Origin of the sequence: Paenibacillus sp. FSL L8-0502, assembly GCF_038593055.1 — a bacterium.
Classification (GTDB): Bacteria; Bacillota; Bacilli; order Paenibacillales; family Paenibacillaceae; genus Paenibacillus; species Paenibacillus polymyxa_D.
In genome coordinates, this window is the sequence record NZ_CP151958.1 from 4833509 (window position 1) to 4846194 (window position 12686).

Consider the following 12686-nt stretch of genomic DNA (forward strand, 5'->3'; position numbering starts at 1 on the left):
GCAGCCCTGCATATTAACGTTAAACAATTATATTAACAGTTGCGTTTAGGCAGTTACGTTAAACTGCACGGCGCCGTGACCAGCGCTGAATGCTGTTAATCACGAATAACAGCACGAATGAAATCACCAACAGCATCAACGCTACCGCCGTAGCTCCTGCATAGTCATTTTGCTCCAGCTTGGACATTATGAGCAGTGGAGCAATTTCCGTCTTCATCGGCATATTGCCAGAGATGAAGACGACAGAGCCGTACTCGCCAATGCCACGGGCAAAGGCGAGCGCAAAACCCGTCAGCAGCGGTGGCACCAGCTCCGGCACAATAACGCTGCAGAAGATACGCCATCTGCCAGCTCCCAGCGTAGCAGCGACCTCCTCCTCGTCCTTGTCCAGTTCCTCCAGCACCGGCTGAACTGTCCGTACGACAAACGGAATGCCAATAAACATCAATGCTAGCGTAATCCCCGTCTGTGAGTACGCCATCCTCCATCCAAGCGGTTCGAACAACGAACCGATCCAGCCGTTCTGCGCATATAGGGCAGTTAGAGCAACCCCCGCTACCGCAGTAGGCAAAGCAAAGGGCAGATCAATCACCGCATCAAAAATTCGTTTCCCCGGAAATTCATAACGCACCAGCACCCAGGCTATCAATAAACCGAGAAACAGGTCGATCAGCGCCGCAGCCGCGGCACACAAAAAGCTAACCTTGTAGGAAGCCAGCACCCTGACATCAGTCGCCACGTCCCAAAATTTCTCCCACGTCAGTCCAGTTGAATTCAGAAGCAGTGCCGATAAAGGCACCAGCACCACCAGACTGAGATACAGCACACTATAACCCATTGTTAACCCGAACCCGGGAAGTACGCGTTTTCGAGTGGCTTGCACTTGACTCATGTTCTGCCCATCCCTCTCTGAATTCATTCACTATGACACTCGCGGCTACCAATCCAATCGTCTACACAGTCCACCTATTTTATGAACTGCCGGGTACATAAATCTGGTCAAAAATGCCTTTGTCGCTGAAATGCTTCTGCTGCGTCTCCTTCCATGTCCCGAATACATCCTTCAAGGTTACGAGCTCCAATTTAGGAAATTGATCCTTGAACTTTGCCGTCACACTCTCCAATGTTGGGCGATAATAATTTTCAGCAGCAATGGTCTGCCCTTCTTCACTGTACAAATATTTCAGGTACGCGTCCGCTACCTCGCGTGTACCTTTTTTATCTACCACCTTATCGACTATTGCTACCGGAGGTTCAGCTAATATACTGATCGATGGATATACGATATCGAATTTATCCGCACCCAGCTCCTTCACCGAGAGCAGTGCTTCATTTTCCCATGCAATCAGCACATCGCCAATTCCACGCTCTACGAAAGTCGTTGTCGCTCCACGTGCTCCGCTATCCAATACCGGCACATGCTTATACAGCTCCTGTACAAACTGCTGGGCCTTGGCTTCATCATTATTGTTCTTCTTGAGCGCATAAGCCCAGGCTGCAAGATAGTTCCAACGTGCTCCACCCGAAGTTTTAGGATTCGGTGTAATGACTTGCACATCGCCACGGATTAAATCGTCCCAGTCCTTAATCCCTTTCGGGTTCCCTTTGCGTACCAATAACACGATGGTTGAAGTGTACGGGGCGCTGTTATGCTCATATTTACTTTGCCATCCCTCTTGAACGAGTCCTTTTTCCTGTAGCGCATCAATATCATAGCCCAGAGCCAGAGTGACCACGTCCGCATCCAGCCCGTCCTGCACAGAACGACTTTGCTTGCCAGATCCTCCGTGAGATTGCTTAATCGTAACCTTCACCTTCTGTCCTTTCTCCTTCTCCCAATGGGCGGCAAATGCTTTATTATATGCCTCATACAGCTCACGGGTCGGATCATAAGAAACATTGAGCAACTCCACGGCAGCAGAGCTACCATCTACCTCCGTCCCTCCCTTGCTTGCCCCGCAAGCGCTTAGCATCATCGTTAAAACCAAAGATAGTCCGAGAATAAGTCCACTTTTCCATTGCCTCTTCATCAAGACACCCCGAATTCTATGTAATTTGTATTCATTTACGCCTGTTATTTACAGACATAATTAAAAAAAGAGCGGAGAATTCCCTGATGCAGCCCTGTTAGGTCAAACCTGTCGTGTGGACAGTGTCTGCCTGCTGTTCCTAGAGGTTCTCCGCCAAAATGGCGAGATCAAACTTTAATTCTTTAATTCCTACCTGTTTAATGAGTTATACGGATATAATACGAGAGTTTAGGAGTGATGTCAAACCTTTTTTTGGTATGCATTATCTGTACTTTTCTTTCTTTAAGGGGGGCAGTCAGAAACATTGTATATGTTTCCGACCGTTTAGAGGTCATTTACACACGGGGTACGACTTAGTTGGCAACCGTTTCAAGATTAACCGAAAAGACTCCAAAAAGCTTCGGATTGTCCGTAGCCCTTCTCAACCACAGTTCACCTGATCCCACCATGACTCCCTGATAATTAACAAACAAATCATCTGTCTTTTGATTCACAAGCGCCTCGCGAATCGCGTCCGTAAAAATCTGATCATACTTGGCAATAAAATCTTTCTTATTCGGAATCGTTAACGACTTTTCACTATCATTAACACGCAGAGGGTACAAAATATAATCGGCCACTTTCTCCTTGTCATTGTCGGCAACTGCCTTCTGCAGCGCTTTGAACGTGTTCAAAAACGCTTTAGGATCTTGAATACCTGCTACCTCAAATGGATTTTGCGATGGATTGGAGGCTGCCGGAGAAGAAGAAGTATCCGATGAAGCAGCTGGAGCCGAAGGAGCTGACTTTTGTGCATCAGTATCGCTGTTTTCTGCACTCTCGCTCTCTTTCGCTGCTTTGTCATTTTGGGCTGAACCGCTACGATTACCACCGGCTCCATTCTCGATCACGCTTGTACTGCTTCCAGTATCAATGGTTTCAGCATTCTTATCCTGACCACAGCCAGTAAGTGCTACAAAAGTAAGTGTAAGTAAAATGGCTGTGAGTGACAGCCTCCGTGACATCTTTTGATTACCGAATTCATGGTTTTTGGGCACAACGGGTCATCCTTTCTGCTTTCTGCTCTGACCTATTCTGTTCATTAAGTCTTCAACCGTTCTATTGTAACATAAGTAGACTAATGACCGCATGTCGTGCCCTTTCTGGAAGGAGCTTACAGTGTGATATATGCGAAGGTTTTAACATTTCCTTGCGATCCATCGTCCGTACTTACTTTCAAAATCAGCTCTTTTAAGGAGTCATTTGCTGCTTCATCCTGCCCTTCTGGCTTTACAAACAGCAGATCATGGCGTTCTCCTGGCTGCAACGTTCGACTGGAAAATCCGCTCGTTGTACCTTGCAAGTCCGATCCATTCGAACTGTTGAGCTTGTATTGTATGGGCTGCTTACCTGTATTCTTGATACTGATGTACAGCTTGCGCCCCTCTTCAAATTTAAAGCTCGTTTCGCCTTGTCCTTCAAAATGCATTCTTTGATCATGTACAATACGCTTCGCTGCGCTCCCATTCTCACTCTGTGCACTTAACGGAGCAGCCGGGTGCTCCTGACTCACCGATGATGACTATGCATGGTAGTCGATATATTGGCAAGAGTGACATAACCCACGATTGCTCCGGCAACCCCAACCCAAACCCATTTCTCCACCATTTGATTTCCTCCTTCGTAAAAAAAGCCGAACTCATATCTATTATGAGTCCGTCTGTCATTTTTTTCAAACTTGATCAAAGGCACCCAAACGCAAGCGCTCCATCATATATTTCGTATTCCGTAATCATAGCTTATACGTTCAACGTGTTATGGGACTTTTTCTTATCCAATACAATATACGTCACAAATATAATTAGATAAGCCGCAATCAGCAAAGTGGAGAACAAATACATTGTTTTATAAGAGGTTAATCCAGCAACCATCCCCAGAACCAAAGAGCCTCCTCCAATGCCCAAATCGAAGAAATTATAAAAGGAGCCTACAGCGTCCTCTCGCTCATCTTCTCCGACCACACTGATTGCCCAAGCCTGCAAAGCTGGGAAAATAGCTCCAAAGCTCAAACCATACATCACAGCAGCAATCAAAAATTGTAACTCGGTCCGCGATGAGGCCACCATAACGATGGCGGCGATAAGCACAATCCCTGCAGGAATCAGGATATAAGCTGGGCCTTTGGTATCGAAAATTCTACCTGACACCAGTCGGACGAGGAAGCTTGCCATAGCCACAGTAAAGAAGAACCATGCTGCATTGGTAAAGCCCTGCTCCTTGGCAAATAAAGCCACGAAAGACATCACTCCACCTGCCACCACGCCAACCAGCAACGCAAGACAGGATTGCAGCAGCACTCTTTTTTCAAATAATTTAAAAGGAACCTTCTTTTTGCCCTGCACTGTATCCGCCGACATAGGTTTCGGAGCACGGCGACGAACCAATACGCTCATCACGAGCGACAACAGTAGAATTATAGCTCCCGTGGAAAACAGTCCGTTAAAACCTGATGCGTGAAGCATCCATATACCAATCAGTGGCCCCACTGAAATCGCTACGGTTTCACCTACGCCAAAGTAGCCCATTCCTTCCCCCATACGATGAGGCGGCAAATCATCTGAGGCTGAGGTAGCATACAACGTGCTCGCAATGCCGAATCCAAAGCCATGTACCAGCCGAAATACTAACAGCAGTACCAAACTACTGGAAAGCATGTAGCTTCCCGTTGCCAGCATACAAATCACAACTCCGATAATCAGAACATACTTCTTGTCCAAGAGCTGGATCAGCGTACCTGAAAATGGACGAATCAATATAGCAGAACACATAAACACGCCAGTCACCAATCCAATCTGGGATGGGCTGCCGCCAAGACTTTCCACAAACAGCGGCAGCGTAGGCATAAGCATTTCGAATGCCATGAACAATAAAGCGTTGGATATCATCAAAAAAATAAAGTTTCTGGACCAAAAGCTTTCTTTCACAGACACTGTTCTCTTCCCCCAATACAATCATGTTTACTTCAACTGCTCAGTTGCTCAGGCCCGAATCAAGCCATGCCAGTAAATATCCCAAGATCTTTCCAGACGCAGATCAAAACCGTCGGTGCCGTTGTACACCAGTTCTACCAGCATGCCTTCAATCAAATTCATATAGGCTGTCGCGGCAGATTGAGCTGGAACACGAAGTTTAACCGATGTTTCAGTTGCCAGTCGCCCGTGTACCAAGCTGGTTTTATGCTGTACGTAGCGTGTGACCAAAGCCTGAACCTGGCTTTCCAGTGCAGATGGAATCAGAAAGCCGATATACAGAATCAGACGCAAATTCATAGCACTCTCATAGCGTTCCTTAAATTCAACGATTAGTCCGCGCAGGACAACTTCAAGTGATTGTTCGGATTGATCTTGAAAATAACGATCCAGTTCCAAAATCTCTTGATCCACCGCATCCTTAAATATGTCTAAAAACAAATCATCTTTGCTTTTAAAATGAGCATAAATGGACTGCTTTTTAATCCCTACCTCATCAGCTATCAGTTGCAGAGAGGACGCATCGTATCCCTTTTTCGCAAATTGCTGCAAGCTAACTGTTTTAATTTTCTGTAGTGTCATGCTTTTCCTCCAATACCTTACGAACGGTCGTCAGTTTATGGGTTCAGTATATTACCCTCACTTGAAATTGACAACCCCATTTTTAAATTCTGCCGTTCAATTGTCTGAGAACAGAACGAGGACAACAGAAAAGCCGGAAGCACCCTAAACTTAGGGCCTCCGGCTTCATATGCATGCTACTAATACGACTTTATGAGTAGGGCTTATCGCTTACTCTGTCACTGTTCCGTAGATTAGCACTGGCGCTTCCGCGTGATCTGCAATACGGATGTTAGCATAGATTTTCTCCAGCACTTGAGCTACATCTTCACGGTTCGCATGGATGGTAACCAGTGAATCGCCTTTTTGAACAGCATCTCCGACCTTTTTGTTCAGCATCAAGCCGACAGCCAGATCAATCTCGGATTCTTTGGTCGCACGTCCTGCTCCAAGCAACATCGCTGCGGTACCGATTTCGTCAGCCACGATTTCAGCTACCACACCGTCCTGCTTCGCAGGCACCTCAATAAGATACTGTGCTTGCGGCAAGCGTTCAGGATGATCCACTACAGAAGCGTCACCGCCCTGATTCGCAATAAACTCTTTGAATTTTTCCAGTGCTTTGCCATTACGAATGACTTCTTTGAGCTTCTCTTCGGCGTTATCGAGGGAATCTGCCTTCCCTGCCAAAAATACCATCTGACTGCCCAAAGCCATGCACAGTTCTTCCAGATCTTTGGGTCCTTCGCCGCGCAGCGTATCAATCGCTTCTTTCACTTCCAGCGAGTTCCCGATGGCCAGACCCAGCGGCTGACTCATATCGGAAATGACTGCCATCGTTTTGCGACCCACATTGTTACCGATGCTCACCATGGCATGTGCCAGTGCTTTGGCATCATCTACAGTTTTCATAAATGCGCCTGCACCTGTTTTTACATCGAGCACGATGGCATCGGAGCCAGCAGCGATTTTCTTACTCATAATCGAACTGGCAATCAGTGGAATCGAGTTGACCGTCGCCGTAACGTCACGCAAGGCATACAGCTTTTTGTCCGCAGGTGTCAGGTTACCGCTTTGTCCGATAACCGCAATTTTGCTGCGATTCACCAAATCCACAAATTCGTCCTTGCTGATTTCGACGTGGAAGCCTGCAATAGCTTCCAGTTTGTCGACCGTTCCTCCGGTATGTCCGAGGCCGCGTCCTGACATTTTGGCTACCGGAATGTCCAAGGCCGCTACGAGCGGAGCCAGTACCAGCGTTGTCGTATCACCCACGCCGCCAGTAGAATGCTTATCGACCTTTACACCTTCAATCGCGGACAGATCAATGGTATCACCCGAATGAACCATCGCCATCGTCAGATCAGCGCGTTCGCGTTCAGTCATATCTTTGAAGAAAATGGACATCGCCAATGCACTGACTTGATAATCGGGAATTTCACCCTGAGTGTAGCCTTGGATAATAAAATTAATTTCCTCCGTACTCAGTTCTTTTCCGTCACGTTTTTTCTCAATCAAGTCTACCATTCTCATATGTCATTTCTCCTCACTGTGCGTATGATCGTTTACAGAGATACTGCTGTATCCAGTGCAACTTCCATCATTTCTTTAAAGGTCGTTTGCCGTTCTTCTGCGGTCGTTTCTTCCCCCGTCAGCAAATGATCGCTTACCGTCAGAATCGTCAGTGCGTTTACGCCAAACTTGGCTGCGAGCGTGTATAAAGCTGAAGTTTCCATCTCTACACCCAGCACACCGTATTCCATCAGCTTTTGTACCACTGATTTGTCATCACGGTAGAAGCTGTCTGAGCTGAATACATTGCCGACATGCATGTTCAAGCCTTTGGCAACACCACGATCATAAGCGCCCTTCAATAGATCGAAGCTGGCAATCGGCGAGTAGTCGTAGCCACCAAAAATATGGCGATTCATACCGGAATCCGTACAGGATGCTTGTGCCAAAATGACGTCACGAACGTGCACATGCTCCTTCATTCCGCCGCATGTACCCACGCGGAACAGGTTTTTCACACCGTATTCGCTAATCAGTTCGTTGACATAAATACTGATAGACGGCAGCCCCATCCCGGTTCCCTGTACAGATAGGCGTTTGCCTTGGTACGTACCCGTGAATCCGAGCATTCCGCGCACCTCGTTGTAGCAGGTCACGTCCTCCAGATATGTTTCAGCAATAAATTTTGCCCGTAGCGGGTCTCCTGGCAGCAAAATCGTTTCTGCAATCTCTCCAGGTTTGGCTCCAATGTGTACACTCATGTTTTTATTCCTCCGTCCCATTTGTCCGTGCTTGTATCGTTATTTATACCGTTACATTAATCTTTGTAATCTTGCTTGACTCTTGCGGGCCCTGGATTACTGAAGCTCTGCCAAAAAGCTCGTTCCGTGTTTAGGCAGTTTCACACCAAAGTTATCCGCTACAGTCGCTCCAATATCAGCAAAGGTTTTACGAACCGCAAGTTCCTTGCCCCCAGCTGTAAAACGCGGGGAATATGCCAGCAAAGGTACATATTCGCGGGTGTGATCCGTTCCCCGATACGTCGGATCATTCCCATGGTCTGCAGTGATGATCAGCAGATCGTCATCGGTCATTTTAGCAAAAACCTCTGGCAAACGCGCATCGTAATCGTCCAAAGCTTGACCATATCCCTGTGGATCACGACGGTGACCGTACACAGCGTCAAAGTCCACCAAATTCAGAAAGCTTAATCCGGTGAAATCCTCGTCGAGCGTGGCCACCAGCTTATCCATGCCATCCATATTGGACACCGTACGCACCGCCTTCGTCACACCCTCACCGTCATAAATGTCAGAGATTTTACCCAAGGCGATCACATCCAGGCCTGCATCCTTCAGCTCGTTCATTGTGGTGCGACCAAACGGCTTGAGCGCATAATCATGTCGATTGGAGGTACGAGAGAAATTCCCTGCCTCACCTACGAACGGACGGGCAATAATGCGACCCAGCATGTACGGATCTTCCAGCGTGATTTTACGACAGAACTCACAAATCTCATAGAGCTCCTTCAAAGGTACAACTTCCTCATGCGCCGCAATTTGCAGCACAGAATCCGCCGAGGTATAGATGATGAGCGCTCCAGTTTTCACGTGTTCTTCGCCCAGCTCATCCATGATTTCCGTGCCGCTGGCAGGCTTATTGCCAATCACTTTGCGGCCTGTGTGCTCCTCAATGCGCTGAATCAACTCATCCGGGAACCCATCCGGGAATACACGGAAAGGAACAGCAATATTCAAGCCCATGATTTCCCAATGACCTGTCATCGTATCCTTGCCATTGGACGCTTCCTGCATTTTGGTGTAATACGCGAGTGGCTTATCGGCCACTGGTATCCCTTCTATGGAACGAATGTTGGACAGACCGAGCTTGCCCATATTCGGCATCTTCAGGCCGCCACGTTCGCGCGCAATATGACCGAGTGTATCTACATCGTAATCATCAAACTGGGCAGCATCCGGCGCTTCGCCGATACCAACCGAGTCCATAACCACCAAGTGAATCCGTTTGAATTTAGACATTATAAAAATCCTTTCCTGACTCGCTGTTTTTTTCTACAAAAACAACCCTGCAATCGTTGCCGACAGCACGCTAACCAGCGTTGCCCCGTACAACAGCTTCAGACCAAAGCGGGCCACCACATTTCCCTGTTTTTCATGCAGACCCTTCACAGCCCCGGAAATGATACCGATGGATGAGAAGTTAGCAAAGGATACGAGGAATACCGATACGATCCCGACCGTGCGCTCCGACAAGCCTGTTTGCTTGGTCAGATCCAGCATAGCCACAAATTCGTTGGATACGAGTTTGGTAGCCATAATGCTGCCCGCCTGAACGGCTTCGTTCCACGGAATACCCATGACAAAAGCGAAAGGCGCAAACACATATCCAAGCAGCGCCTGAAAGCTGATTCCAAACAACCAGGAGAAAATCCCGTTAACCATGGCAATCAGCGCCACAAAACCGATCAGCATCGCAGCTACCGTAATCGCAACCTTGAAGCCGTCCATAATATACTCTCCGAGCATTTCGAAGAAGGACTGCTTCTCTTCCTCCTGAACCTCCAGTAAATCATCTTCTTTCTCAATCTTGTACGGATTAATAATGGAAGCGATAATAAAGCCGCCGAACAGGTTCAATACCAAAGCTGTGACCACATATTTGGGGTTTAACATTTGCATGTAAGCTCCCACAATCGACATGGACACCGTAGACATCGCAGACGCACACAGCGTATACAACCGATGTTTTGGCAGCAGACCAATTTGCTTCTTAACGGAAATAAACACCTCGGATTGACCCAAGATAGCCGAAGCTACAGCGTTGTAGGATTCCAGTTTACCCATTCCGTTTACTTTGCTCAAGACAAGCCCGATATATTTAATAATAAAAGGCAACACTTTTACATATTGCAAAATACCAATCAGCGCGGATATGAACACGATTGGCAGCAGTACACCGATAAAGAACGGGGCTGCTCCTTCATTCGCAATTCCGCCAAAAACAAAGTTAATCCCTTCCATAGCATAACCAATCAGACTATTAAACCCTTTTGCAAAACCTTTGACTAGAATTTCACCAATCCCTGTATTCAGCAATACAAAAGCTAGCGCCGCCTGCAACACAACCATAACCACCAGCGGACGATACCTGATTTTGCGCTTGTCACTGCTGGCAACGTAAGTAAGTGCAAATACAACAAGCAGTCCCACCAGAGCGATTACATATTTCATTTCAATTCCCCCTTATTACATTAAGCGCTTACATTACCCATAAAAAGAATGCGCCCCAAAGAGGCATTCTTTTTTTTATTTCCCCAGATCCGCAGGTCGAAAGGCACCCGGCAGTAATTGATCCACCGTCCACTCTTCCGTGTTGCCATGAAGGTTTGTCAGATAAATTTTGGTATCTTGATGAGCAAATTCGGAAATGACCTGACGACAGGCCCCACATGGAGACACAGGCCCTTCCGTATCAGCTACAACCGCAATCGAATCAATTTTCCGGCAACCTTCGGATACCATTTTGAAAATCGCTGTCCGCTCTGCACAATTGCATAAGCCGTAGGAGGCATTTTCCACATTACATCCGTGATAAATCGTGCCATCGCTTCCGAGAACCGCAGCACCCACTTGAAAATTCGAATACGGAACATATGCCTGGTTACGCGCCTCAAGCGCTTTCTGAATCAATTGATCCTTCATTGCGAATCCCTCCATGACTTTAAAATGAACTTAGTAGGAAGATGTAGACTGCTCGCCCTCGATGATTTTCACACCGGAACTTGCACCGATCCGACTTGCGCCAGCTTCTACTAATTTTTGCACGTCTTCCAGACTGCGTACGCCGCCAGAAGCTTTTACACCAATCTCAGGCCCTACTGTTTTGCGCATCAAGGCAACGTCTTCCACAGTAGCTCCACCTGTAGAGAAGCCTGTCGAGGTTTTCACAAAATTCGCCCCCGCTTTGACGGACAGCTCACATGCCAGTACCTTCTCTTCGTCAGTCAGCAGGCAGGTTTCGATAATCACTTTTACCAGTGTACCAGCAGCTGCTTCCACGACCGCACGGATATCCTGCTCGACGAGCTGTACATCACGTGCCTTCAAAGCACCTATGTTAATAACCATATCAATTTCAGTCGCTCCGTTAGAAATAGCATCTTTCGTTTCAAATGCTTTCGTTGCGGACGTGCTCGCTCCCAGCGGGAAACCGATAACTGTACAGATGGCTACGCCTGTGCCTGCGAGCTGTTCTGCTGCATAAGCTACCCACGCCGGGTTCACACATACAGAAGCAAACTGATATTTTTTTGCCTCGGCAGTCAATTTAGTAATTTCATCCTTCGTCGCATCTGCACGCAACAATGTATGGTCGATTAATGCTGCAATGTTCATATCTAAAAGCTCCTTCATTAGATAAATAGTTGAAGACAAAAGTCCTTTATTTCTCTGTGATGAGATCATCATAGCACGGCTTTGAACATATGTAAAACACATTTTGAAATTATGTTCACGCTTGTACATAAGGCGTTCACCTACCATTCATATTACCCTGTAGGCACACGCCATAACCGTGTATTTTGCTGGATGGAGGCGACTTGCTCTATTGTAAAAGTGCTTGTGCCGTAAACTGATCCGTCACCAAGATATTCGCATACTTGCCACGCAGCGATGCCCGAATGGCCTCCACTTTGCGCTGGCCTCCAGCGACGAGAATGGACTTCTCCTTCTTTCGCAAATCAGGCAAATCAATCCCAACGGTACGGCTGTTAATTTCCTGACTGCATATGTTGCCCTCAGCGTCAAAAAAGCGTGAGCAAATATCGCCCTTGCCAATTCTTTGCAGTAGCTTCTGCTCTTCCCCGTTAAAATAACCCAATCGGAACAGCAACGCATCCTCCTTGACCGTCCCCACCGTAAACACCGCGATGTTCGCCTGCTTGCCAAGTTCGATGATACGCTGGATATGCCGATCCTCCTCGACCATTTTCTTAACGGCGTGACTGTCGAAAATTACAGGCAGCGGCAAATACCTTGCTATGGTATGAAAGGCTTCTGCGAACAAATTCACGGTTTCCACAGCATATGTGTTGACATGTGAATGGCTCACGCCTCCCTTGAGCTGAACCACCTCAACTCCCTTGACCTGCTTTTGTTGGAGATGAAGCGCCACGGCATGCATGGTTGTTCCCCATGTCACTCCAATAATATCAGCATCCTGTACCGTTTCATGCAAATAATCGGCTGCTTTTTTGCTAATATGCTTCTTGATCTCCTGATATTCATTTAACGGCGAATAACAGACTAACACAGTATCCAGTCCGTATTTCTTCTTCACCTGCTCTCCGAGCGCGTCCATATCCTCCATCGGGTCCACAATACTAATCCGCACGTATCCTTGTTCCTTGGCAGCCTGAAGTAACCGCGATACCGTAGGACGCGAAACCCCGAGTCTGACCGCGATATCTTGCTGGCTGTAGTCGTTTAGATAGTATAATCTGGCTGCTTCGATACTTAATCGCTGCTTTTCATGATCCACTCTACCTCAACCCGCT

The 12686-nt window shown here is 47.3% G+C and carries 13 protein-coding genes; all 13 read right to left on the reverse strand.

Annotated features, from left to right (window positions below):
- Positions 1-58: 58 nt before the first annotated feature.
- The 13 genes from cysT to NSQ57_RS21300 all read right to left on the reverse strand — a co-directional run bounded on the left by cysT (position 59) and on the right by NSQ57_RS21300 (position 12670).
- Positions 59-892 carry a sulfate ABC transporter permease subunit CysT gene (gene cysT / locus NSQ57_RS21240; protein ID WP_103048302.1) on the reverse strand — a complete coding sequence of 278 codons (834 nt, stop codon included), beginning with the start codon at positions 890-892 and terminating at the stop codon, positions 59-61.
- A 79-nt stretch (positions 893-971) separates the two neighbouring features.
- Positions 972-2030, reverse strand: a complete 1059-nt coding sequence (locus NSQ57_RS21245) for a sulfate ABC transporter substrate-binding protein (protein WP_342425260.1) — start codon at positions 2028-2030, stop codon at positions 972-974.
- A 353-nt stretch (positions 2031-2383) separates the two neighbouring features.
- Positions 2384-3067: a hypothetical protein gene (locus NSQ57_RS21250; RefSeq protein ID WP_342425261.1), complete on the reverse strand. Its 684-nt coding sequence runs from the start codon at positions 3065-3067 to the stop codon at positions 2384-2386.
- A gap of 116 nt (positions 3068-3183) precedes the next feature.
- The gene (locus NSQ57_RS21255; protein ID WP_342425262.1) at positions 3184-3582 is read right to left on the reverse strand and encodes a hypothetical protein; all 399 of its coding nucleotides are present in this window, start codon (positions 3580-3582) and stop codon (positions 3184-3186) included.
- A gap of 226 nt (positions 3583-3808) precedes the next feature.
- Complete coding sequence (locus tag NSQ57_RS21260) at positions 3809-4999, reverse strand: MFS transporter (protein ID WP_029519316.1); 1191 nt, start codon at positions 4997-4999, stop codon at positions 3809-3811.
- Between the two features lie 48 nt (positions 5000-5047).
- Complete coding sequence (locus NSQ57_RS21265) at positions 5048-5620, reverse strand: TetR/AcrR family transcriptional regulator (RefSeq protein ID WP_342425263.1); 573 nt, start codon at positions 5618-5620, stop codon at positions 5048-5050.
- Between the two features lie 210 nt (positions 5621-5830).
- Positions 5831-7132 carry a pyrimidine-nucleoside phosphorylase gene (locus tag NSQ57_RS21270; protein ID WP_342425264.1) on the reverse strand — a complete coding sequence of 434 codons (1302 nt, stop codon included), beginning with the start codon at positions 7130-7132 and terminating at the stop codon, positions 5831-5833.
- 32 nt (positions 7133-7164) lie between these two features.
- A complete protein-coding gene (gene deoD / locus NSQ57_RS21275) occupies positions 7165-7872 on the reverse strand; it encodes a purine-nucleoside phosphorylase (RefSeq protein ID WP_013312036.1) in 708 nt (235 codons plus the stop codon).
- 96 nt (positions 7873-7968) lie between these two features.
- Positions 7969-9150, reverse strand: a complete 1182-nt coding sequence (deoB, locus tag NSQ57_RS21280; protein WP_342425265.1) for a phosphopentomutase — start codon at positions 9148-9150, stop codon at positions 7969-7971.
- A gap of 33 nt (positions 9151-9183) precedes the next feature.
- A complete protein-coding gene (locus tag NSQ57_RS21285) occupies positions 9184-10362 on the reverse strand; it encodes a NupC/NupG family nucleoside CNT transporter (RefSeq protein ID WP_134903749.1) in 1179 nt (392 codons plus the stop codon).
- Between the two features lie 75 nt (positions 10363-10437).
- The gene (locus NSQ57_RS21290; RefSeq protein WP_103048307.1) at positions 10438-10833 is read right to left on the reverse strand and encodes a cytidine deaminase; all 396 of its coding nucleotides are present in this window, start codon (positions 10831-10833) and stop codon (positions 10438-10440) included.
- A 30-nt stretch (positions 10834-10863) separates the two neighbouring features.
- Positions 10864-11526: a deoxyribose-phosphate aldolase gene (gene deoC / locus NSQ57_RS21295; protein ID WP_342425266.1), complete on the reverse strand. Its 663-nt coding sequence runs from the start codon at positions 11524-11526 to the stop codon at positions 10864-10866.
- 208 nt (positions 11527-11734) lie between these two features.
- The gene (locus NSQ57_RS21300) at positions 11735-12670 is read right to left on the reverse strand and encodes a sugar-binding transcriptional regulator (protein WP_023990386.1); all 936 of its coding nucleotides are present in this window, start codon (positions 12668-12670) and stop codon (positions 11735-11737) included.
- Between the last annotated feature and the right edge of the window lie 16 nt (positions 12671-12686).

Coding starts and splice junctions, on each gene's coding strand:
- cysT (WP_103048302.1), bottom strand. CDS start 892: ATGAGTCAAGTGCAAGCCACTCGAAAACGCGTACTTCCCGGGTTCGGG.
- NSQ57_RS21245 (WP_342425260.1), bottom strand. CDS start 2,030: ATGAAGAGGCAATGGAAAAGTGGACTTATTCTCGGACTATCTTTGGTT.
- NSQ57_RS21265 (WP_342425263.1), bottom strand. CDS start 5,620: ATGACACTACAGAAAATTAAAACAGTTAGCTTGCAGCAATTTGCGAAA.
- NSQ57_RS21270 (WP_342425264.1), bottom strand. CDS start 7,132: ATGAGAATGGTAGACTTGATTGAGAAAAAACGTGACGGAAAAGAACTG.
- deoD (WP_013312036.1), bottom strand. CDS start 7,872: ATGAGTGTACACATTGGAGCCAAACCTGGAGAGATTGCAGAAACGATT.
- deoB (WP_342425265.1), bottom strand. CDS start 9,150: ATGTCTAAATTCAAACGGATTCACTTGGTGGTTATGGACTCGGTTGGT.
- NSQ57_RS21285 (WP_134903749.1), bottom strand. CDS start 10,362: ATGAAATATGTAATCGCTCTGGTGGGACTGCTTGTTGTATTTGCACTT.
- NSQ57_RS21290 (WP_103048307.1), bottom strand. CDS start 10,833: ATGAAGGATCAATTGATTCAGAAAGCGCTTGAGGCGCGTAACCAGGCA.
- deoC (WP_342425266.1), bottom strand. CDS start 11,526: ATGAACATTGCAGCATTAATCGACCATACATTGTTGCGTGCAGATGCG.